This window comes from Pseudoalteromonas sp. SG43-1 (genome assembly GCF_014164415.1).
Classification (GTDB): domain Bacteria; phylum Pseudomonadota; class Gammaproteobacteria; order Enterobacterales; family Alteromonadaceae; genus Pseudoalteromonas; species Pseudoalteromonas distincta.
Genome location: NZ_JACJFD010000032.1, coordinates 1 through 22438 on the forward strand (window position 1 = coordinate 1; position 22438 = coordinate 22438).

At 39.4% G+C, this 22438-nt stretch carries 21 protein-coding genes; all 21 read right to left on the reverse strand.

What is annotated here, in order from left to right; genetic code table 11:
* Positions 1-414 precede the first annotated feature (414 nt).
* Positions 415-2208, reverse strand: coding sequence for a choice-of-anchor I family protein (locus H5159_RS18125; protein WP_182780801.1), 1794 nt, complete (start codon positions 2206-2208; stop codon positions 415-417).
* A 157-nt stretch (positions 2209-2365) separates the two neighbouring features.
* Positions 2366-2971 carry a DUF1240 domain-containing protein gene (locus H5159_RS18130; RefSeq protein WP_024597174.1) on the reverse strand — a complete coding sequence of 202 codons (606 nt, stop codon included), beginning with the start codon at positions 2969-2971 and terminating at the stop codon, positions 2366-2368.
* A complete protein-coding gene (locus H5159_RS18135) occupies positions 2968-3912 on the reverse strand; it encodes a hypothetical protein (RefSeq protein ID WP_024597175.1) in 945 nt (314 codons plus the stop codon). Before H5159_RS18135 ends, H5159_RS18130 begins: the two co-directional genes overlap by 4 nt.
* A gap of 112 nt (positions 3913-4024) precedes the next feature.
* Entirely contained in the window at positions 4025-5383 is a 1359-nt protein-coding gene (glmU, locus tag H5159_RS18140) for a bifunctional UDP-N-acetylglucosamine diphosphorylase/glucosamine-1-phosphate N-acetyltransferase GlmU (protein WP_182780802.1), read from the reverse strand.
* 304 nt (positions 5384-5687) lie between these two features.
* Complete coding sequence (locus H5159_RS18145; protein WP_007377666.1) at positions 5688-6110, reverse strand: F0F1 ATP synthase subunit epsilon; 423 nt, start codon at positions 6108-6110, stop codon at positions 5688-5690.
* A 13-nt stretch (positions 6111-6123) separates the two neighbouring features.
* The gene (gene atpD / locus H5159_RS18150; protein WP_182780803.1) at positions 6124-7509 is read right to left on the reverse strand and encodes a F0F1 ATP synthase subunit beta; all 1386 of its coding nucleotides are present in this window, start codon (positions 7507-7509) and stop codon (positions 6124-6126) included.
* Between the two features lie 33 nt (positions 7510-7542).
* Positions 7543-8403 carry a F0F1 ATP synthase subunit gamma gene (gene atpG, locus H5159_RS18155; protein ID WP_024597176.1) on the reverse strand — a complete coding sequence of 287 codons (861 nt, stop codon included), beginning with the start codon at positions 8401-8403 and terminating at the stop codon, positions 7543-7545.
* 60 nt (positions 8404-8463) lie between these two features.
* On the reverse strand, positions 8464-10005 hold the full coding sequence (gene atpA / locus H5159_RS18160) for a F0F1 ATP synthase subunit alpha (protein WP_004335270.1): 1542 nt from the start codon (positions 10003-10005) through the stop codon (positions 8464-8466).
* A gap of 14 nt (positions 10006-10019) precedes the next feature.
* Positions 10020-10553: a F0F1 ATP synthase subunit delta gene (atpH, locus tag H5159_RS18165; protein ID WP_004335267.1), complete on the reverse strand. Its 534-nt coding sequence runs from the start codon at positions 10551-10553 to the stop codon at positions 10020-10022.
* 16 nt (positions 10554-10569) lie between these two features.
* The gene (gene atpF / locus H5159_RS18170) at positions 10570-11040 is read right to left on the reverse strand and encodes a F0F1 ATP synthase subunit B (protein WP_004335264.1); all 471 of its coding nucleotides are present in this window, start codon (positions 11038-11040) and stop codon (positions 10570-10572) included.
* A gap of 41 nt (positions 11041-11081) precedes the next feature.
* Positions 11082-11324 carry a F0F1 ATP synthase subunit C gene (gene atpE / locus H5159_RS18175; RefSeq protein WP_008112128.1) on the reverse strand — a complete coding sequence of 81 codons (243 nt, stop codon included), beginning with the start codon at positions 11322-11324 and terminating at the stop codon, positions 11082-11084.
* Between the two features lie 61 nt (positions 11325-11385).
* Positions 11386-12243, reverse strand: coding sequence for a F0F1 ATP synthase subunit A (gene atpB / locus H5159_RS18180; RefSeq protein ID WP_024597178.1), 858 nt, complete (start codon positions 12241-12243; stop codon positions 11386-11388).
* A 14-nt stretch (positions 12244-12257) separates the two neighbouring features.
* Positions 12258-12638 (reverse strand): ATP synthase subunit I, encoded by a 381-nt coding sequence (locus tag H5159_RS18185; protein WP_004335240.1) that lies wholly within the window; start codon positions 12636-12638, stop codon positions 12258-12260.
* A gap of 142 nt (positions 12639-12780) precedes the next feature.
* On the reverse strand, positions 12781-13707 hold the full coding sequence (locus H5159_RS18190) for a ParB/RepB/Spo0J family partition protein (RefSeq protein ID WP_039488567.1): 927 nt from the start codon (positions 13705-13707) through the stop codon (positions 12781-12783).
* 20 nt (positions 13708-13727) lie between these two features.
* Positions 13728-14513 carry a ParA family protein gene (locus H5159_RS18195; protein WP_004335235.1) on the reverse strand — a complete coding sequence of 262 codons (786 nt, stop codon included), beginning with the start codon at positions 14511-14513 and terminating at the stop codon, positions 13728-13730.
* A 14-nt stretch (positions 14514-14527) separates the two neighbouring features.
* The gene (gene rsmG / locus H5159_RS18200) at positions 14528-15148 is read right to left on the reverse strand and encodes a 16S rRNA (guanine(527)-N(7))-methyltransferase RsmG (protein WP_004335232.1); all 621 of its coding nucleotides are present in this window, start codon (positions 15146-15148) and stop codon (positions 14528-14530) included.
* Positions 15149-15163: 15 nt separating this feature from the next.
* Complete coding sequence (mnmG, locus tag H5159_RS18205) at positions 15164-17053, reverse strand: tRNA uridine-5-carboxymethylaminomethyl(34) synthesis enzyme MnmG (protein ID WP_182725189.1); 1890 nt, start codon at positions 17051-17053, stop codon at positions 15164-15166.
* A 428-nt stretch (positions 17054-17481) separates the two neighbouring features.
* Positions 17482-17931: an FMN-binding protein MioC gene (mioC, locus tag H5159_RS18210; protein WP_024604761.1), complete on the reverse strand. Its 450-nt coding sequence runs from the start codon at positions 17929-17931 to the stop codon at positions 17482-17484.
* Between the two features lie 1061 nt (positions 17932-18992).
* A complete protein-coding gene (gene mnmE, locus H5159_RS18215; RefSeq protein WP_007584209.1) occupies positions 18993-20357 on the reverse strand; it encodes a tRNA uridine-5-carboxymethylaminomethyl(34) synthesis GTPase MnmE in 1365 nt (454 codons plus the stop codon).
* Between the two features lie 134 nt (positions 20358-20491).
* On the reverse strand, positions 20492-22129 hold the full coding sequence (yidC, locus tag H5159_RS18220) for a membrane protein insertase YidC (RefSeq protein WP_182780804.1): 1638 nt from the start codon (positions 22127-22129) through the stop codon (positions 20492-20494).
* An 8-nt stretch (positions 22130-22137) separates the two neighbouring features.
* On the reverse strand, positions 22138-22413 hold the full coding sequence (yidD, locus tag H5159_RS18225; RefSeq protein ID WP_004335219.1) for a membrane protein insertion efficiency factor YidD: 276 nt from the start codon (positions 22411-22413) through the stop codon (positions 22138-22140).
* Between the last annotated feature and the right edge of the window lie 25 nt (positions 22414-22438).

A 22438-nucleotide genomic window follows, 5' to 3' on the forward strand; every position in this document is an offset into this window, starting at 1 on the left:
GATTGCTTTATATTGTTAAAGAACGTTGCGATTATAAAGTTGAACTTTATCTCGCTAGGGCTGCGCATATTACGCTTTCCTATTTTTTTGTCAACACTTAAATTTAAACTTTCTAAAAAGATTCACTCTAAGTTTTACTTAACACCCTGAGTTGTTCGTGCCTCGCTATGCGTTGCTGTTTCCCGTCTCAGTGGGGTCGCATTATAGGGAGATTCGAGCGGGGGTCAATGTTTTATTTCAGCTTTTTGACAATTAAATGAATTTAGTATGAAAGCTATACAAATAAAGGGCTACAGGATACTTTTAGTTTAAAAAACACGCACAATATAAGTATCTATTGATGAGGTATTAGTAAGGTTTAAACTAAGCTGTATGTTAAACAAACAACACACAGCTTTATTTTAAATTAAAGGTTTATTTAGATGCTATTCCCCATACGGCAATAGAGCCTGATATTTCATTTCCAACGATTAAGAGTGGGTTTCCTGTAGCACTTTGCTCCGCTGGAACGAATACCATTCCTTCAGGCGCTAAATCGCCTGTAATATTAGCGTCTTTAATTAAGCCTCTATTATAGAAGTAGTCTTCAAACTGCACATTATATGGATTGGTAATATCATAAACCATAATCCCACCCATACGCTCAAGCCCTATAAAAGCAAATGTACGATCGTCAATTTTACCAATAGTCAGCGCTTCTGGCTCTGCGCCTTTATCATCTGAACGTGAGTCACCTTTGTTTTCATCTTCATTGTTGTTAAATGCTTCACCATGAACCGATGCCGTAATACGACCTATATCATCGCCTGAATCAAACACCACCAGCCCATTGCTGTCCAAAATGGTAAACGAACGTGCACCATAAGCATAAAGCGATTCGTATTGACCATCATTATTAGTATCGCCTTTTATTGTTGTTACTTTTAAGCGACCAATATCGTTATCGTCGTTATTTAAGTAATCAAAATTAGCTGCAAGCGTTAAGTCTTCAACGCGGCTTTCATCTATATAAGCTAAGCAGCCATCGTCTTCATCGTAATCAAGTCCGCCCTTTGCTATACAGTCTGCTTCATCCGTTGTATCAAAAAAGTATTCTCTTGCGTCACCTTCGTTGGCAGTGACTATAAAGTTAGCGCCTTTCCAACTAAAGCTTGAGATAGTATCGGGCTGGTACATACCATAGAGCCCTGGGTATGATTTAAAATTAACGCCGCCATCTTTATCTGAGGCATCAAGTTGTAAGCTTGACCACTCTTTAAAGCCTAAGCCCTTTAGCTCAAGACTGTTGTCTTGTAGGTTAACTATTGCAAGTGCATTGTTTTCTTGAATAGATACATAAGCATATTTGTTATCTTTAGAAATGCTAACGTACTCGGGCTCTAAATCCATAGCTACTGTGGTATTTATTAGATTACCGTTAATAGTACGACCATTTGGATTTGCAAAAACGACCCCTTGCGCTTCTAGTTCGGTTTGTTTGTTGTTATAGGCTTTAAAATCAATATTTATTGCTGTATCAGCTATTACATTATTTGTTATATCGATAATACTAATAGAACCTTCAGGATCTACGCTGTAGTCGCCACTTGGTTCACCTTCGTTAGCAACCACTGCCTTTGCGCCATCGTGGGTGAACGTCACCATGTCTGGTAAAAATCCGACTGTAACATTTTTAATAAAGACAGGTGATTCGCCGCTTATATCGTAAAAAGCAATTTGACCTTCATCACCCGTGCTTTCAGCAGCCATTGCAACCGCTAGTAAATTATTGTTTTCATCAATAGCAATGCTGTTTGCATCGCCTTGGGTGTTCTCGTTTAAAGGTAGCGTAATGACCGAGGTTAAGTTAGTGGCGCTTATAACCCCTTCGTTATCTTTAACAAGTGCGGCAGTATCAAAGGTGTCTGCGGGTAAAATATTAACAACAGCGTCATCACCTGAACTGTTAATAGCGTAAATCCATTTTTTAGATGCTTGATATGCAACTATTTCAGCTGCACCTTCTGGGCTTTGTGCATTTAATACACCTCTACCCACAAGGTTAATATTTAATGCTGAATTGGCATTTATACCATTTAACCCATTAATTCCATCTGTGCCTTGTTCTCCCTGTAATCCTTGAGAGCCGTTTTGACCATCGTCACCATCAAGTGAGCAACCAGTAAGAACAGATATAAGTGACAGCGCAATAATTGATTTTTTAAACATGTGATTTTCCTTAGTATTGTATTTGCTAAATATCAACACACAGGCATGACAAGATTATGGCAGTTTTATTTTGATTAGCTTTCGGCAATAAAAAAGCGAGTGTTAAACTCGCTTGCAGCTAAGGAGTAGCTTATTACCCATGAAATCAGCTTTGTAACTAAAAGCTATTAATATGCTCATTACGCCTTTTTCGAGTTTCTTCTATAAACTCTTTTAGCTCATCAACAGAAGGTTCAATACCTTGTTGGTTTTTTTGCTCGAACCAATCGGCTATATCACTGATTATGACAGAGCCACCTTGTAAGCATAACTCATCGTTTTTTAGCCAAACATCAGGCGCTCGAAGTGAGGGTCCGGTGTACCAACTACAATAAGTGTAACCTTTGCTTTTTAAATTAGACTCTATAACAAGATTCGTCGGGATTGATAGAATTAATAAAACAATTAAACCTACAACTGCACTTTTAAATGCATTAATTAAAGTTAACTTTATATCAAACCCCAAAAAACGCTGTAAAGTTGATAAAAACGTTAAAAATAAGCAAGGTAATAATAAAAAAGATAATAGTATGGTGGCTTGCTCTTTGATAAAAAATTGAGGCTGACTAACTAAAAATATAGTTTCCACTTCGGAAAAAAAGTTTAAGGCTATCTTGTAGCACAGTCCCCCACTAACAATTAACAAGAAAAAAACAGATGCTAATTCTTTCATATTTGCAAGAGATAACTTTTTATCTGCTTTTTTCCATTCTAAAAACTTCACAAGTTATAAGACCTAGTTTTTTTAAACATAGGAACTCCAAAGGTTTCATGTAAAAATTCATTTGGATTTTCTTTATATTCGCTATTAATTTTTTGCGCTCCAGCCTTAATTTTAACTACACCACTCTGTATCTTATTTTCAATATTTCTTAACTCATCAGAAAGTACTTTTACATAATCACTGGTATCTGAAAATGCAATTGAAAAAGCCACCCCAACGATTACAACAACCAACAAGGGCACTAATACTGTACCTGCAATTATTGTTGCTAAACCTGCTGATGCTGCTGATGCGACACCTAATATTGTACTAGTAGTCACAATAGCAGCTCCAACTACAGCCATATCCACGGCTACACCTGCCACTAAGTCATGCCATGTTTTTTGATCGTTTAAAAGGTAGTCTGTAGCATGAAATGTCACTGAAATTACTAGAGTGAGCACAAACCCACCCTTCATAGCTTTTGCAGCTTCTAATTTACCGACACCGATAGTAAAAAGTTTGGGGTTACTTGCTAAATAACGAGTACCCGTTAAATGAGCTTTGATACCAGGATAAGAAGACATTATAATAGCAGGGGAACCATTATAAACTTTAATTTTAAACTTACCAAAAACATTACCTTGGCGCTGCATTGCAGCCGCTATAATGGCTAATGCCTTCATATCATCAAATAAAGGGTATAACCCACCCCCTGTCTTTAATGGATCTTTAATTCGTTTCCATTTACTTGATAGTGAATTATGCTCTTCCAGTAACTCATCAAGCCAATCAACCACTTCTGAACGAGATTTACCTTGCTTCATCTTTACAGAAATAATGTATTCTACAAACTCTGCAGAATTCATTTGTATCAGCGTGTGATTGTTACCTGATAGAAGACTTTTAATTTGATTTTGACGTTGCCTTTCGGCAATAGCACGGCGAGCATATGCAGACATAGGAGTTCCTTAAGTGTATTTTTTAATCCGTTAATCATAAGTTTAAATAATAGTCAAAATATAAGCAATAAAAAAGCGAGTATATAACTCGCTTTAAAAAGGTGTTGGCTTATTATTTTTTAACAGGTCGTTTCCAGCCAGTTAAATTACGCTGTTTAGAGCGTGCTATTGCTAATTGGTCATCTTCAACGGTACTGGTGATCACAGAGCCTGCACCAATTGTTGCAGTTGCGCCTATATTTACTGGGGCAACGAGTGATGAATTAGAGCCAATAAAAGCATTATCGCCAATAATAGTTTTTGATTTATTAACACCATCGTAGTTGCAGGTAATAGTACCAGCGCCAATATTCACTTTTTCGCCAATTTCAGCATCACCTAAATAACTTAAGTGGTTGGCTTTTGAGCCTTTGCCTAAACGGGTTTTTTTCATCTCAACAAAGTTACCAATGTGTGAGTCTTCTTCCATAACAGCGCCAGGGCGAAGGCGAGCATAAGGGCCCAGCGTACATTTAGCAGCTACGCTTGCATCTTCAATTAAGGTATTCGCCTTTATTACCACGTTATCACCAATACTACAATTTTTAAGTACGCAGTTTGGACCTATTTGTACATTGTTACCAAGCGTGACCGTGCCTTCAAAAATAACGTTTATATCAATTAATACGTCTTCGCCTGTTTTAACATCGCCACGTACATCAATACGCGCCGGGTCGGCTAGGGTGGCACCATTTAACATTAACTCTTCTGCTTGCCATGCTTGATAAGCACGCTCTAAGCCTGCAAGTTGTACGCGGTTGTTTGCGCCTTCAACTTCCATTGCATGATCTGGCTGCGCTGAAGTGATCTCTACACCTTCACTGTGAGCCATAGCAACAATATCTGTAAGGTAGTATTCGCCTTGTGCATTGTTGTTAGATAGATTGCCTAACCATGTTTTTAAAAGCTTACCGTTAACCGCCATAATGCCGGTGTTTACTTCGCTAATAAGTAACTGCTCTGCACTTGCATCTTTTTGCTCAACAATACCAACAAGCTTGCCATTTTCACGCAGCATACGTCCGTAACCATTTGGGTTAACCAAATTAACTGTTAATACTGCTAAACCATTTTTAGGTGTTGCAGCTAATAAGCGCTCAAGCGTTGATTGCTTTGTAAGTGGTACATCGCCGTATAAAACAAGTACGGTGTCGTCGTCATTAATGTGTGGGTTAGCTTGAGCTACTGCGTGGCCAGTACCAAGTTGCTCTGCTTGGAGTACCCAATTTACATCGTTATCGGCAAGTTGTTTTTGTAATAGTTCGCCGCCGTGTCCGTAAACTAAGTTTGTGGTTGTTGCACCTAATGCCATCGCATTATCAATAACATGCTGCACCATTGGTTTACCTGCAACGTTGTGCAGAACTTTAGGTAGAGCAGAGCGCATACGAGTACCTTTACCCGCAGCAAGAATAACTGTTGTTAGAGCCATTAAAACAATTTCCTTTTTTCGTTGTTTTAGCTAAATAAGTTTTATGTTTGATCAGAAGATTACGTAAATCACTTCTTGTGCAAATACTCAGTAGGTTAGTTTATTAGTACTGAATCTTGACTGAAAAACACACTTAATTGAATGCCGTCATTGTAGCGAGGATTGGTTAAGGATATAAGTGTAAATGTGTAGATAACAATCTGATAAACCCATTATTTAGCATTTATAAAAAACGGCTATTAAATATCTAAATTATAGGCACAAAAAAGCCCACTCAAAGTGGGCTTTTAAAAACCGGATAGGCTTACTTGTGACGTAATTGCTGAATTACGCGTAACTGAGCAACTGCTTCTGCCAGTCGCGTAGCCGCTTGCTGATAATCAAACTCAACAGCTGACGAATTCGCCATATGTTCTTCAGCTTCACGTTTAGCTTTTTGTACAGAATCTTCATCTAAATCTTCACCACGAACCGCAGTATCTGCAAGAATCGTGATGTGATTTGGTTGAACTTCTAATGTACCGCCAGCAACATATATCACATCTTCGTGACCAAATTGCTTAACTAAACGTACCATACCAGGTTTAAGGGCAGTTAGTAGTGGAGCATGGCCTAGGTTTACACCCAGCTCGCCTTCACTACCAGATACTTGAATCGATTCAACAAGACCAGAGAACAAACTCTGCTCAGCGCTTACTACGTCAAGATGTACAGTCATAGCTGTCATACTACCCTCCTAGTTACATGCCTTTGGCTTTTTCTTGAGCTTCTTCGATAGAGCCAACCATGTAGAACGCTTGCTCTGGAAGCTCATCAAACTCGCCGTTTAAAATGCCTTTAAAGCCAGCAATTGTATCTTTTAGTGATACGTATTTACCAGACGCGCCTGTAAACACCTCTGCCACGAAGAATGGCTGAGATAGGAAACGTTGGATTTTACGTGCACGAGATACAAGTTGCTTATCTTCGTCAGAAAGCTCGTCCATACCTAGGATTGCAATGATGTCTTTAAGTTCTTTATAACGCTGAAGAACTGTTTGAACGCCACGTGCAATACCATAGTGCTCTTCACCAATTACTTGTGGATCAAGCTGACGTGAAGATGAATCAAGTGGGTCTACCGCTGGGTAGATACCAAGCGATGCGATATCACGTGAAAGTACTACTGTTGCGTCTAAGTGAGCAAAGGTAGTTGCTGGAGATGGATCTGTTAAATCATCCGCAGGTACGTATACCGCTTGGATTGAAGTAATTGAACCCGTCTTAGTAGAAGCGATACGCTCTTGAAGCACACCCATTTCTTCAGCAAGTGTAGGCTGGTAACCTACCGCTGATGGCATACGACCAAGTAGTGCAGATACTTCTGTACCAGCAAGTGTATAACGGTAGATGTTATCTACGAAGAAAAGTACATCGCGACCTTCGTCACGGAACTTTTCAGCCATAGTAAGACCAGTTAACGCTACGCGTAAACGGTTACCTGGAGGCTCGTTCATCTGACCGTATACAAGCGATACTTTATCAAGTACGTTTGAATCGTTCATCTCATGGTAGAAATCGTTACCCTCACGTGTACGCTCACCAACACCTGCGAATACTGAGTAGCCGCTGTGCTCGATTGCGATGTTACGGATAAGTTCCATCATGTTTACGGTTTTACCAACACCGGCACCACCGAATAAACCAACTTTACCACCTTTAGCAAACGGACATACAAGGTCGATAACTTTGATACCTGTTTCTAAAAGTTCAACTGAACTTGATTGCTCTTCGTATGAAGGCGCTGCACGGTGAATAGACATACGGTCTTCTTCGCCGATTGGACCCGCTTCATCGATTGGCTCACCAAGTACGTTCATGATACGACCAAGTGTTGCTTTACCAACTGGAACTTGAATCGATTCACCTGTATTCATAACTAAAGCACTACGACGTAAACCATCAGTAGTACCCATAGCGATAGTACGCACTACACCGCCACCTAGCTGTTGTTGAACTTCTAAAGTCAAACCAGCTAAATCGCCATCTGTTACTCTTAGTGCGTGGTATACCGCTGGCACGCTATCTTGTGGAAATTCAATATCCACAACGGCGCCGATAATTTGGACGACCTTACCTAAACTCATGTCTATTCCTCTCGTTAATCTTTACCTGAAGCATTAAACTGCTGCTGAGCCAGAACAAATCTCACTAATTTCTTGTGTGATTGCTGCTTGGCGAGCCTTGTTATAAACAAGCTGTAGCTCGTCCATAAGGTCACCTGCGTTATCAGTTGCAGCTTTCATTGCAACCATACGAGCAGCCTGTTCTGAGGCAGCATTTTCTACCACACCTTGGTATGCTTGAGACTCAATAAAGCGTACTAACAAAGACTCTAAAATAGCCTCTGGGTTTGGCTCGTATAAGTAATCCCATGTGTGAGCAGATACTTCTTCTTCAGCTTTTGGCAAAGGGAGTAACTGATCTATAATTGGCTCTTGCTTCATGGTATTAACGAATTTGTTATATACCAAGAATAAACGGTCTATTTTGCCTTCAGAAAATGCATCAAGCATAATTTTTACAGGACCAATAACGTCTTGTACTGAAGGTTTATCTCCTAGGCCCGCTTTTTTAGCGAGTAGTTGACCACCAAAACGTTGAAAGAAGCCTGCTGCCTTACTACCTAAAGTAGCAAATTCAGCATCAACACCTTTCTCTTTCCACGCTTTAACATCAAGTGCAACTTTCTTAAACTCGTTTGAGTTTAGACCGCCACACAGACCACGGTCTGTAGAGATAACAATATAACCAACTCGTTTCACTTCACGTTCTTTTAAGAACGGGTGAGTAAAATCAAGATTTGCTTGAGCAACACGACCAATTACTTCACGTAATTTATTAGCGTATGGACGGCTTGAAGCAACGCGTTCTTGCGCCCTTTTCATTTTAGACGCAGCAACCATTTCCATTGCGCTAGTGATCTTTTGAGTATTTTTAATACTCCCGATCTTGCTTTTAATCTCTTTTCCGCTGGCCATGACTCTCTCTCCGAATCAAGGTGTGCTTTAGTTTCCTAAAGCGCACCATTAATAACTAAATTACCAAGTTTGCGTAGACTTGAACTTCGTAAGAAGTTCTTTAAGCTGCGCTTCGATCTCGGCATTCAAGTTACCAGTTTCATTGATTTGAGCCACAAGCTCTGCGTATGTGCTAGTTGCATAAGAAAGTAAAGCTGCTTCAAAGTCACCGATTTTCGCGATTTCGATGTCTTGAAGGAAGCCTTTTTCAGCAGCAAATAACGACAAAGACATTTCAGCAACAGACATTGGCGCGTACTGTTTCTGCTTCATTAGCTCTGTTACACGCTCACCATGCTCAAGTTGAGCACGAGTTGCATCATCAAGGTCAGACGCGAACTGCGAGAACGCAGCTAATTCACGGTACTGAGCTAGGGCTAGACGAATACCGCCACCTAGTTTCTTAACGATTTTAGTTTGTGCAGCACCACCAACACGCGATACCGAGATACCAGCATTTACTGCCGGACGGATACCTGAGTTGAATAAGTCAGTTTCTAAGAAGATCTGACCATCGGTGATAGAGATAACGTTAGTCGGTACGAACGCAGAAACGTCGCCGCCTTGAGTTTCAATGATTGGCAATGCCGTCAATGAACCAGTTTTACCTTTCACTTCACCATTAGTGAACTTTTCAACGTAATCTGCGTTTACACGCGATGCACGCTCTAAAAGACGAGAGTGAAGGTAGAATACGTCACCTGGGTATGCTTCACGGCCTGGTGGACGCTTAAGTAGTAATGAAATTTGACGGTAAGCAACTGCTTGCTTAGACAAATCATCATATACGATTAATGCGTTTTCACCACGGTCACGGAAGTATTCACCCATAGTACAGCCCGCGAACGGTGCTAAGTACTGAAGTGCCGCAGATTCAGAAGCAGATGCAACAACTACGATAGTATTTGCTAGTGCACCATGCTCTTCTAATTTACGAACTACGTTTGCAATAGTAGATGCTTTTTGACCAATCGCAACGTACACACACTTAACGCCTGTGTCTTTTTGATTGATGATTGCATCGATTGCTAGTGCAGTTTTACCTGTTTGACGGTCACCGATGATAAGTTCACGTTGACCACGACCAACTGGAATCATCGCATCGATAGATTTATAACCAGTTTGAACTGGCTCATCTACTGACTTACGCTCGATTACACCTGGTGCAATTTTTTCTACAGGTTCAAACCCGTCGTTATCTAAAGCGCCTTTACCATCGATTGGAGCACCTAGTGTGTTTACAACACGACCAAGTAGACCAGGACCAACAGGAACTTCTAAAATACGACCAGTTGTATATACTTTTACGCCTTCAGTAAGGTCAGCGTACGGACCCATTACTACTGCACCAATTGAGTCGCGCTCAAGGTTTAGTGCGATAGCATAACGGCTGCCAGGAAGCTCAATCATTTCACCTTGCATACAGTCAGCAAGACCGTGGATGCGGATGATACCGTCAGTAACAGATACAATAGTACCTTCGTTACGAGCTTCACTTACAACTTCGAACTTCTCAATACGTTGTTTGATCAGATCTGAAATTTCAGTGGAATTAAGTTGCATGCTCTTTTTCCCAATTACGATTGTAGTGTTGTAGCTAAGCGGCTTAATTTACCGCGAATAGTACCGTCGATTACAGTGTCGCCAGACCTAATAATAAGTCCACCAACCACTGACGCGTCTTCACTACAATTCAGCTTAACTTTGCGTGCGAAACGTTTTTCAAGTGCCGCTACCAATGACTCTTGTTGCGCAGCAACAAGAGGAGTTGCAGAAATCACATCTACTTCGATTTCTTTGTCGTATTCTGCTTTAAATTCAGCAAATAACTCAGCAACGTCAGGTAGAGCTGTCAAACGTCCATTTTCAGCCATCACCTTAACTAGGTTCTGACCTTGTTCGTTGAGCTGCTCAGCACAAAGTTGAATAAATAATTCAGCTTGTGCAGTAGCTGTAGGCATACCTGCTAAAGCAGATGATGCTTGTTCATTGCTGGCTACGTGGCCTGCAAAGAACAACATATCATTCCAGCTTTCTAGAGTGCCTTTCTCAACGGCAAGTTCAAAAGCCGCTTTAGCGTATGGGCGAGCGATAGTAGTCAAATTAGACATGCTCATACCCTCCTAATTACAGCTCAGCGACAAGTTTTTCAACGATGTCACTATGTGCGGCTTGATTAATTTCACGCTCTAAAATACGTTCTGCACCAATCACTGCCAGAGTTGCTACTTGCTTACGTAGCTCTTCTGTTATGCGATTACGTTCAGACTCAACTTCAGAGTGCCCTTGAGCAATGATACTTTCACGCTCTTGCTGACCACGAAGTGTTTCTTCGTCAACAATTAGCACTGCACGCTTTTTAGCTTGATCAATGATATCAGCCGCTTGAGCTTTTGCATCTTTAAGCTGTTCAGCAGCTTTCTTTTGCGCAAGTTCTAAGTCTTTTTCGGCTCTATCAGAGGCAGCTAAACCATCTTCGATTTTTTTCTGGCGAGCTTCAATTGCACCGTTTAGTGGTGGCCATACGTATTTCATACAAAATAATACGAACACCGTAAACGCAATCAATTCACCGATAAGAGTGGCGTTTAAGTTCACAACCGCTCCTCCTTAAATAGTAAGCTGTTCAAAAAATAAAATTAAAGTACGAACAACAATACCATAGCGATACCAACACCAATCATTGCTACAGCATCGATTAGACCAGCAAGAATAAACATCTTAACTTGTAGCGAAGGTGCAAGCTCAGGTTGACGCGCACATGCTTCAAGGAATTTACCGCCCATGTTACCAAAACCGATTGCTGTGCCGATTGCACCAAAGCCGATTAGTAAAGCTACTGCGATGTATTTTAAGCCGTTTAATAATTCTAAAGCTTCCATTTATTTCTCCAAAGTTTCAATTGTAAAGTTAAAAGTAAAAGTAAAATTGTAAATCTAAAAATTAGTGATTATCTGAACTTGCCATGCTTAGGTATACAATCGTAAGCATCATAAATACGAATGCTTGCAATACAATTACTAAGATGTGGAATACAGCCCAAACAAAATGCAATGGTAATTGCATAAATCCGATAGCGCCGATCAAGATGAAAATCAATTCACCTGCATATAAGTTACCAAACAGACGTAGCGCTAATGAAAACGGTTTAGAAACCAGCGCAATCAGTTCAAGTAATAAGTTAAACGGGATTAAAAGGATTTGTAGTGCAGTATTATTTGAACTAAACGGGTGAAGTGTTAGTTCTTTAATAAAACCACCGATTCCTTTTATTTTAATTGAGTAGCCTATCATTAAAATAAATACACCCAGCGCTAGCGCTGCAGTCATATTAATGTCAGTCGTTGGTACAATTTTCATGTACACATCGTGTGAATCCATACCAAACGCAGTTTCACCAACAAAACCAGCTAATGCAGGTAAAAAGTCAACCGGTATTAAATCCATTAAGTTCATTAAAAATATCCAAACGAATATTGTTAATGCTAATGGTGCAATAAGCTTGCTTTTACCATGGAAAGTATCACGTACGTTGTCACCAACAAACTCTACTACCATTTCAATGAAACATTGAAATTTTCCAGGTACACCTAGTGTTGATTTTTTAGCGGCACTACGAAAGATCCATAAAAATATAAGACCTAAACCGATAGACCATGCGAGGGTATCTATATGCCATGTCCAGAAACCACTATCCGTACATGCTTTATTGAAGGCGAGACCTGTATCGGTCGAACACATCTTAGCATTGGTCAAATGGTGCTGGATATGGCCAGATAGAGTAACTTCTTCTGCTGCCATGTTATATCCCAAAGTTAATGTTTAAAAAAAACGGGTGCGAACAATCCAGTAAAGAGCGCCAGTATATAAGTACTAAAAAAGGGTAATAAAATTACCGGAAAATGCTTCAGTACTAGCGCAAACAATACAATTGTTAGCATAAATTTTAATCCGTTGCCGCGTTTCAACGAGGCATACGCTTGATTTGCTCGACTTGCACCCATATGTCGGAATGCATAAAGACCAAATACAAAGTGCGGAAGTACTGCGACAACTCCACCAGCGAGTGATGAAAGCGCTGCATTGACTCCCGAACTAAAACAAATAATTACAGCAGCAACTAATGCTACAACACCCTGAAGGCAAATTAACTTTAATACGGCAAGTCGATATGGACTCGCTAACTTATCAGTCACGTTTAGTTAACCTTTATTGCGTTCTAATTGTTAGGGTGTGAAAACTGGCGAAATTATACTTAATCCTGCCAGTTTTGCAACTTGAGTAGACGCTTTGTAACACGAAATAGCTACAAATGTCCCTTTTTAGACATGTAGAAAACTAATGGTGGGTATTGTCTTGATTAATGCGATTTAAAATGCCGTCAAGTTCGTCCAAATTAGTATAAGAAATAACAAGCTTACCTTTGCCTTTTTTGTTGTAATTTATTTCTACTTTGGCACCTAGGTTTTCAGCTAGTTGTTGCTCTAACTGTTTAACATCTGGATCTTTTTCAGCTATTTCTTTAGCTGGCACGGGTTCTAAAATTGAACGAACTAACTTCTCGGTTTCACGAACGGTTAGTGCTTTAGCAACAGCTAAACGAGCAGCATCTGATTGTGCTTCTCCCTCAAGGGCTAATAAACAACGAGCGTGCCCCATTTCAATGTCGCCATGTTCTAACAGAATTTTTACATCACTGTTTAAATTATTTAAACGAAGTAAGTTAGTTACTGTAGTGCGTGATTTGCCAACCGCATCTGCTACTTGTTGATGTGTTAGTTCAAACTCATTGAGTAAGCGATTTAACGCAACCGCTTCTTCCATGGCATTTAAGTCTTCACGTTGAATATTTTCTATTAGCGCAATAGCTACTGCAGCTTCATCTGGTACGTCTTTAATAATACAAGGTACTGTTTCAAGCTTAGCTATTTGCGCTGCACGCCAACGACGCTCACCGGCGATAATTTCAAAACTATTTTGTGCAATAGGGCGCACGACTATAGGTTGAATAATACCTTGTGAGCGAATAGAACTAGCAAGCTCTTCTAGTGCCTCTTCGGACATGTCTTTACGAGGTTGATATTTACCAGAGTGTAAAAACTCGATTGGGAGTTTTTGTAATTCACTGTTATTTGGCCCAGCCGCATTTTTTACAGCTTCAGTCACGTTTGATGTGTCTTGTTCCTTGCTTGCGCTCGGTGTAGGCTTTGACGAACTTAAAAGTGCATCGAGTCCTCGGCCTAAACCTCGTTTTTTAGCAGACATGTTATTTTTTTACCTCAAAGTTAGGCGACAACGGACGCTGTTTTTTCTTTTCTACGTAACATTTCACCAGCGAGTGCTAAATATGCTTTAGCGCCACTTGATGCCCGGTCATAATACATAGCAGGTGTACCAAAACTAGGTGCCTCTGCTAAACGAACATTACGCGGGATCACCGTACGGTATACTTTGTCGCCAAAATGTTGTTTTAATTGTTCTGATACGTCATTCGCTAAACGGTTACGCGGATCGTACATAGTACGAAGTATGCCTTCAATTTGTAAGCTAGGGTTTACTAACTTAGCAAGCTGCGTAATCGTATCCATTAATGCGGTTAACCCTTCAAGTGCATAATACTCACACTGCATTGGCACTAAAATAGAATCAGCTGCGGCCATTGCGTTAACAGTTAACATATTTAAAGAGGGTGGACAGTCGATAAAAATAAATTCGTACTGATCCTGAATTTTTTCAAGTGCGTTACGTAAGCGCACTTCACGGGCAAATAATTCCATAAGTTTAACTTCTGCAGCGGTTACATCACCGTTTGCAGCAATCATATGGTATTCGCCAGACGTTTCTTTGATAATAACGTCTTCTATAGGTTTATCTTCAATGAGTAAGTCGTAAATAGTTGGTACGTCGCCGTACTTATCTACGCCACTTCCCATAGTCGCATTGCCTTGCGGATCGAGATCAATTAACAGCACTTTACGTTTCGTTGCAGCCATAGACGCAGCGAGGTTAACAGCGGTTGTAGTTTTACCCACTCCACCTTTTTGATTTGCTAATGCGATGACTTTTGCCACAGTGTCTCTGATCCCTAGTCTTTAGAAAGAATAATTAAATGTCGTTGTGCATCTAACTTAGGTACTTCTAATGCAATTTTTTGCTCAAACTTAACGCCAGTAGGTAATGACTCTAGCTCTTCACTAGGGAACACACCTTTAAGCGCTATAAATTTACCCGAATGATCAATTAAGTGCGAACACCAGTCAACCATATCTTGTAATGAAGCAAATGCACGACTGAGTACGCCATCTAATTTAACACTTGGCTGATATTCTTCAACTCTTGACTGAACAGGTGTTACGTTATCAAGGCCAAGCTCATGTTTAACATGCATTAAAAAGCGAACGCGTTTACCTAGACTATCTAGTAACACAAATTGTGTGTTAGGTAATGCAATCGCTAATACAATGCCTGGAAGGCCAGGCCCTGTGCCAACATCAATATAATGATGACCGGGTAAGTGAGGTGCAACAACTAAACTATCCATAATATGCTTAATCATCATTTCTTCAGGTAAGCGTACCGAAGTTAAATTATAAGCTTTATTCCACTTATCTAATAACTCGACGTAACGAACTAGCTGTTGCTGTTGTTTTTCCGTTAGCGCAATATCAGTTTGCGCTAACAATGTAGTTAATTGTTGCTGTAACACTATGTACCCTCATCGTTACGCAGATTTGCGTAATAAGCCTTGCTTCTTCAGATACACTAATAATAGCGAAATCGCCGCTGGGGTGATACCAGAAATACGCGATGCTTGGCCAATAGTGTCTGGACGTGACTCAATAAGCTTAGCAACAACCTCATTTGATAAACCTGATACAGTTTTGTAATCAAACTCTTTTGGTAAAATTGTTTGCTCATGACGAAGCTGCTTATTGATCTCATCTTGTTGACGCGCAATATAGCCTGCGTACTTAGTATGGATCTCAACTTGTTCAAGTGCTGCTACGTTTGTAAATTCAGATCCTAAACCGTCAATAGCCATAAGATCGTTATAACGAATCTCTGGACGACGAAGTAATTCTTCTAAACTTGCTTCACGAGTTAATGGTGTTTTTAGTAATGCATTTACTTGATCAACAACAACGTGATCTTTATGAATCCACGTATCTTTAATGCGTTGTTTTTCTTTCTCAATTACTTCCATTTTTTCGTTAAATGCCTGCCAACGTTCGTCATTAACTAAACCCAGCTCACGGCCTTTTTCAGTTAAGCGAATATCTGCATTATCTTCACGAAGTAGTAAACGGTATTCGGCACGGCTAGTAAACATGCGGTACGGTTCTTTCGTACCCAGTGTTGCTAAGTCGTCGATTAATACACCCACGTAAGCTTCATCGCGACGTGGCGTCCAAGAATCTTTACCTTGCACTTTTAACGCAGCATTCATACCTGCAATTAAGCCTTGTGCACCCGCTTCTTCATAACCGGTAGTGCCGTTAATTTGACCCGCGAAAAATAAGCCTTCGATAAATTTTGTTTCTAAAGACTGTTTTAAGTCGCGTGGATCAAAGTAGTCATATTCTATTGCATAGCCTGGTCGACAAATATGTGCATTTTCAAAACCAGAAATAGATTGCACAATCTCAAGTTGTACATCAAACGGTAAACTAGTAGAAATACCATTTGGATATAATTCGTATGATGTTAAGCCTTCAGGTTCAACAAATATTTGGTGCTTATCTTTATCCGCAAAACGTACAATTTTATCTTCAATTGATGGGCAGTAACGTGGACCAATACCTTCAATAACACCTGAGTACATAGGTGAGCGATGTAGGTTTTTACGAATAACATCATGTGTTTTTTCGTTGGTGTAAGTGATGTAACACGGTATTTGTTGTGGGTGATCTGATTGTTTACCCATAAATGAAAATACAGGTGTTGGCATATCACCAGGCTGTGCTTCCATTTTTGTAAAATCAACAGTACGTGCATCAATACGTGGCGGAGTACCTGTTTTTAAGCGATCCACTCTAAAAGGGTGTTCGCGTAAACGTTCAGCCAATGCAATTGATGGTGGATCACCAGCACGACCGCCTTTGTAATTTTCTAAACCAATGTGTATTTGGCCACCTAAAAAAGTACCCACGGTTAAAACAACACTTGGAGCACTAAAACGTAAACCCATTTGAGTTACTACGCCAGTAACACGATCGTTTTCAACAATAAGATCATCACATGATTGTTGAAAAATCTTAAGGTTATCTTGATTTTGTAATGTTGCTTGAATAGCTGCTTTGTACAAAGCGCGATCTGCTTGTGCTCGAGTTGCACGAACAGCAGGTCCTTTTGAAGAGTTTAGTGTGCGAAATTGGATCCCGCCTTTGTCAATGGCCTGTGCCATTGCACCGCCAAGCGCATCAATTTCTTTTACCAAATGACCTTTGCCAATCCCACCAATCGCTGGGTTACAAGACATTTGACCAAGGGTATCCATATTGTGAGTCAGTAGCAGGGTATTCATCCCCATACGGGCAGCTGCTAATGCGGCTTCAGTGCCAGCATGTCCACCACCTACTACGATAACGTCAAAATTTTCGTGAAAAATCATTAATGGGATCCTACTTAAATCAAACCGGTAAACTTCAAAAGGGAGCGTATTCTACCTAGAAATTGGCAGAAGATAAATGATTAAACAAAGAGCAAGATCTAAGTATGTGATCTCTAATAATATAAAGGATCTTTTAAAGAGATCTTTTATTACTATTACTACTACTGATCAGCTTTTCTGTTGATAAGGTTTAGATCTTCATTTAAAACATGAAATTAGATCAGATCTAAAGGTGTTAATATGATCGGATCATCCAGCAGATAAGCTCTGATCAAAAAGGCACCTTATGCACAGGGCTGAATCAGTTGGATCTTATCCCATGGATAAGCATGCTTTAAAAAGCAGTTTATTCAATCTTTATCCACAAAATCTATTAAATTATTAGTAAATTGTGGGTAACTTTTTATATAACTTTTTACTTGATCTATCTATTTTAAGCCTGTTTTGGTTATCCAAGAGTCTAACCATGCTAATGCTGTGTCTTCTGGTAGTGCTTCATCGAGAATATTAAGCTCTAAGCGTTCTGCTACTTTTATAGCGCCTTTTTGAGATAATAAGGCATCTATATTACGTCCAGCTTGGTTGTAAGTGTCATAACTGGTATCACCTAAAGCGATTACTGAGTATTTTAATTCTGATAAATCATTAGCTTGAGTCACATCTTCAACAAAGCTAATAAAGTTTTCAGGATAATCACCTGCACCATAAGTAGATGTGCAAATTAACCAAATGGTATTTTGCTGATCAATATCGCTAAATTCAGGTTGATCATGTAGTTGTGTAGTAATACCAAGGTTATTAAGCGCGTCGCTTAGTTGCTCTGCAACATACTCGGCTGATCCCATTTGGCTGCCAACAATAAGATTTACTGAACTCATGAATATTAGTGATCACATTGGTTTTAATTGCTGCCTATGATAACTGAGTGTGAGTAACAGTAAAGTTAAGAGTGCTTTTTTGTATAACTATTTTTGTGCTAATTTTACTCTTATTTGAAAGTGCCTCCTTAAGTTGTTGATATTATAAGAATTAACAAAATATCTTTAAATGTAATCTTCTGATCAAGTTGTTGATAACAGTGGGGAAAGCTCTGTTTAAACACACCTTTTAGGTTGTTTAATAATCGCTAAGTTATTGATATTACTATTTAGTGAAAGATTTAATTATAAATCTAGGCATAAAAAGCACAAGGTGATCATAATGTGGATATAAAGGTTGTTGATAACCTTAAATTTAGATCGAAAATAATTTTATTAAATGATCTAATTGAGCTGATCTAACGAAATTAATTAAAAATAAGCTTATAAACAGATAATTTTTAATAGATCATTAGGTTTTTCTCTGCGAGGTGGCTCAATTTACTATTTATTTGAGCTAAAAATTAGGTTTTGTGGATAAGTGATCTCAATATATTTAATTTAATGCGTATTTATAGCTGCTTTTTTTATGTATTTTGCTGGTGGATTAGTAGATCAAAAGTTTGATGCACTCAAATCTCGAGTCATTTTTATTAAAAAGCCGCAGTGATCGTCTGTCCATATGTTGTATAAAGTTGATTATTTAGAGTGTTTATCGTCACGTTTTAGCTCTTAAATTGAGCAAATAACATTAGTTTTTATGAGCTAGGTAATTATAAAAAAGCTATTTATAACTAACTTTTGTGTGGAGGATAACGATTTTAAAACGTATTTTTGTTTGAAATATGTATCGGTTTTGACCTTAAAATGGGTGTTACTTGCGCTATTAATACCTTACTTAAAGGCTCTTTTCACTGTCTAATCTAGATGATCTGGCTGGTAATAATTATCGCTTTGGGTATGATTTTATTGGCAGAACTGGCTGGGATTGACGGTATAAATACATATTTTATAGTGAATATTTTACATAAAAAAGAGCACCTAAGTGCTCTTATAATAAACATATATCTGTAATAAGGTGCTTATTTACCAATACAAAATGAGCTAAATATCTTGCCAAGTAAGTCGTCTGAGGTAAATTCACCGGTTATTTCGTTTAAATACTGCTGTGTTAAACGTAGTTCTTCAGCCAATATTTCACCAGCAATGTGCATTTCTAATTGTGTTTTACCTGTTTCTAAATGATACGCAGCACTCTCTAGTGCATCCAAATGACGACGGCGCGCCATAAAGCCACCCTCTGTTGCGCCTTGAAAGCCTATACAGGCTTTTAAATGCTCGCGAACAAGTTCAATACCGTCAGCATTTTTAGCACTTAAGCTGATGACCGGGTATTGTTGCTCTTGCTCCATTCCGACTATATCACCCGATAAATCAGCTTTATTTCTGATGACCGTAACCCCCATACCTTCTGGTAATTTGGCCATAAATTCAGGCCAAATTTTATGCGGGTCAGTATCTATAGTGTCAGTGCCATCAAGCATAAATAAAACGCGATCGGCTTGGTTTATTTCATCCCACGCCCGTTCAATACCTATTTGTTCTACGCGGTCAGGGCTCTCTCGTAGGCCTGCGGTATCTATAATATGCAGTGGCATACCATCTATATGTATATGCTCTCGTAGTACGTCGCGAGTGGTACCGGCTATTTCTGTTACGATTGCAGCTTCACGACCGGCTAGGGCGTTTAGTAGGCTTGATTTACCGGCATTTGGGCGACCAGCAATAACAACACGCATACCTTCGCGCATGATGCTGCCTTGTTTTGCTTGGTTGGTTACGGTATTAAGCTGGGTAATAATGGCGTCTAAGTCGCCTGATACCTTACCGTCTGATAAAAAATCAATTTCTTCATCAGGAAAATCTATTGCCGCTTCTACATACATACGTAAGTGAATTACTTTTTCTACAAGCGTTTCTATGTGTTTAGAAAATTCACCTTGGAGAGACTGTAGGGCGCTTTTGGCAGCTTGTTCGCTCGTAGCATTAATTAAGTCGGCGATGGCCTCTGCTTGTGTTAAATCAAGCTTGTCATTCATAAATGCGCGCTCAGAAAACTCACCAGGCTTTGCTAAACGAACGCCCTCTATTTTACTAATTTCTTTAAGTAGCATATCAAGTACTACAGGACCGCCGTGGCCTTGTAGTTCAAGTACGTCTTCGCCTGTAAATGAGTTAGGACCTGCAAAGTAAATGGCAATACCTTGATCAAGTTGCTCGCCAGCTAGGCTTTTAAATGGCACGTAATCGGCGTAGCGAACTTTAGGAATTTTACCTACTACTTTTTCGGCGACACTTTTAGCAAGGCTACCTGAAACGCGAATAATACCAACACCACCACGTCCGGGGGCAGTTGCTTGTGCTGCAATTGTATCTTGATTGATCATGCTATTAATTTGCCAACGATGAGTAACTTTATGGCGGTATTGTAACCTATGAAATAAACACTCGCGAATACTCTGGTGAAAAACAGGCAATAAAAAAGGCGACCGAAGTCGCCTTTATATAAGTAGGAGCTTGGTTAGCCTCTTACTTTAATTCCTTTCTTTTCCATGCCACGGTAGATGATTAACATCTGGACAATAGAAATAAGGTTAGACACTAACCAGTAAAGAACTAAACCCGATGGGAACCATAAGAAGAATACAGAGAAGATAACCGGCATAAAGGTCATCATTTTTTGCTGCATTGGATCAGTTACCGTCATAGGCTGAAGTTTTTGCGTCACAAACATACTCGCACCAAATAAGATTGGTAATACGTAGTACGGGTCTTGTGCAGAAAGGTCTGTTAACCAAAAAATAAATTCAGCATGGCGAAGTTCAGTTGACTCTAAGAATACGTAGAACAAGGCTAAGAAAATTGGCATTTGTAGCAAAATAGGGAAACAGCCACCCATTGGGTTAACTTTTTCTTTCTTGTACATTTCCATAGTTGCTTGGCCGAACTTTTGACGGTCGTCACCAAACTTTTCTTTAAGAGCTGCCATTTTAGGCTGTAGCGCACGCATTTTTGCCATTGAAGTGTATTGCGCTTTAGTAAGTGGGTACATTAACGATTTAACGATAATAGTGATGGCAATAATTGCTACACCCCAGTTACCTAAAATGCTATGTAGCCATTTTAGCAATACAAATAAAGGTTGCGAAATAAACCATAACCAACCGTAATCTACAGTTAAGTCTAAGTCTGGGTGAATCGCTTCAAGAATATCTGACTCTTTCGGACCCATATAATAAGTAGCAGTTAGTGTTTGCTCACTACCAGCTTGAATATTTACAGCGGGATCTTTAGCACCAATAATAGCGGCATTACTTTTTGTAATTAAGCTATAAATTGTATTTGTTTGATCCTGCATTGGAATCCAAGCACTTACAAAGTAATGTTGTATAAATGCAACATAACCACCTTGCGTGTTTTTGTTTAGGTTTTTATCAGCCATATCTGAAAAACTATACTTTTCGTATGGTTCTTCGTCAGTACCGTATGCAGCACCTAAATAGTTTTGATCAACCATGCTACCTTTTTCTTGTACGGTACGCTTAATTTGCGTGTATAGCTGTACTTGAAGAGGTGCGCTGGTAGTGTTGTTGATCTTGTATTCTAAGCCTACGTCATACTGACCTTTTTTGAATACGTATGTTTTAGTAAAACTAACACCATTACTATCAGTAAACTGAAGTGGAACGCGAAGCTCATCACCCGTTAAGGTATATGATTTTTGTTCGGTACTATAAGTAGGGCGACCGTTAGCTGATGCGTCAGGGCCATTTAAGCCAATTAAGCCACTTTGTGAAAAGTATTGTTTGCCACTATCAAGCTGACCAAGAAGCATATAAGGTGTTTCACTTCCTTTAGTTTCTTCGTATTGAAGAAGGTCTGTTTCAACAATGTCACCGCCTTTGGTGTCAATTTTAACTTTAAAAACGTCAGTTGTGATTTCAATAACTGAACGTTTAGCTAAAGTTGCTGAAGCGGGTAAACCTGAATCTGACGATGAAGGAATATAATCATCCGACTCTGGTGAATTTGCTTGTAGTGTTTGTGTTGTGGCACTTGGATCGGCTTTAGGCTTGTTGTAATCATTATCCCATTCTTGGAACAATAAAAACGACACTAGCATTAGGCCAATTAATAAAAACGTGCGTTGCGATTCCATAACAGCTCTTATTTCTCGTGTTGGTGGTTAATATGGGTTAATTTTTCAGGTACGGGGTCGTCTCCACCTGAATGTAAAGGATGGCATTTTAATATGCGTTTTAAAGCTAACCAACTACCTTTTATAAATCCATGCAAATTAATTGCTTGAATTGCATAATGTGAGCAGCTTGGATTAAAACGACAATGCGGACCTAACAGCGGGCTAATCCACTTTTGATAACCGCGGATAAATAACACTAAACAAATCTTAGGAAAAGCAACAAGTGGTTTAATTAACCTCATGATGTTTATGCCCCTACTTAAGTTT

What these genes read in the sequence shown, in the direction of transcription:
- mioC (WP_024604761.1), bottom strand. Translation starts at nt 17,931, where the DNA reads ATGAGTTCAGTAAATCTTATTGTTGGCAGCCAAATGGGATCAGCCGAG.
- yidC (WP_182780804.1), bottom strand. Translation starts at nt 22,129, where the DNA reads ATGGAATCGCAACGCACGTTTTTATTAATTGGCCTAATGCTAGTGTCG.
- H5159_RS18135 (WP_024597175.1), bottom strand. Translation starts at nt 3,912, where the DNA reads ATGTCTGCATATGCTCGCCGTGCTATTGCCGAAAGGCAACGTCAAAAT.
- mnmE (WP_007584209.1), bottom strand. Translation starts at nt 20,357, where the DNA reads ATGATCAATCAAGATACAATTGCAGCACAAGCAACTGCCCCCGGACGT.
- atpA (WP_004335270.1), bottom strand. Translation starts at nt 10,005, where the DNA reads ATGCAACTTAATTCCACTGAAATTTCAGATCTGATCAAACAACGTATT.
- atpB (WP_024597178.1), bottom strand. Translation starts at nt 12,243, where the DNA reads ATGGCAGCAGAAGAAGTTACTCTATCTGGCCATATCCAGCACCATTTG.
- mnmG (WP_182725189.1), bottom strand. Translation starts at nt 17,053, where the DNA reads ATGATTTTTCACGAAAATTTTGACGTTATCGTAGTAGGTGGTGGACAT.
- glmU (WP_182780802.1), bottom strand. Translation starts at nt 5,383, where the DNA reads ATGGCTCTAACAACAGTTATTCTTGCTGCGGGTAAAGGTACTCGTATG.
- H5159_RS18190 (WP_039488567.1), bottom strand. Translation starts at nt 13,707, where the DNA reads ATGTCTGCTAAAAAACGAGGTTTAGGCCGAGGACTCGATGCACTTTTA.
- H5159_RS18125 (WP_182780801.1), bottom strand. Translation starts at nt 2,208, where the DNA reads ATGTTTAAAAAATCAATTATTGCGCTGTCACTTATATCTGTTCTTACT.
- atpG (WP_024597176.1), bottom strand. Translation starts at nt 8,403, where the DNA reads ATGGCCAGCGGAAAAGAGATTAAAAGCAAGATCGGGAGTATTAAAAAT.
- atpE (WP_008112128.1), bottom strand. Translation starts at nt 11,324, where the DNA reads ATGGAAGCTTTAGAATTATTAAACGGCTTAAAATACATCGCAGTAGCT.
- yidD (WP_004335219.1), bottom strand. Translation starts at nt 22,413, where the DNA reads ATGAGGTTAATTAAACCACTTGTTGCTTTTCCTAAGATTTGTTTAGTG.
- atpD (WP_182780803.1), bottom strand. Translation starts at nt 7,509, where the DNA reads ATGAGTTTAGGTAAGGTCGTCCAAATTATCGGCGCCGTTGTGGATATT.
- H5159_RS18145 (WP_007377666.1), bottom strand. Translation starts at nt 6,110, where the DNA reads ATGACAGCTATGACTGTACATCTTGACGTAGTAAGCGCTGAGCAGAGT.
- atpH (WP_004335267.1), bottom strand. Translation starts at nt 10,553, where the DNA reads ATGTCTAATTTGACTACTATCGCTCGCCCATACGCTAAAGCGGCTTTT.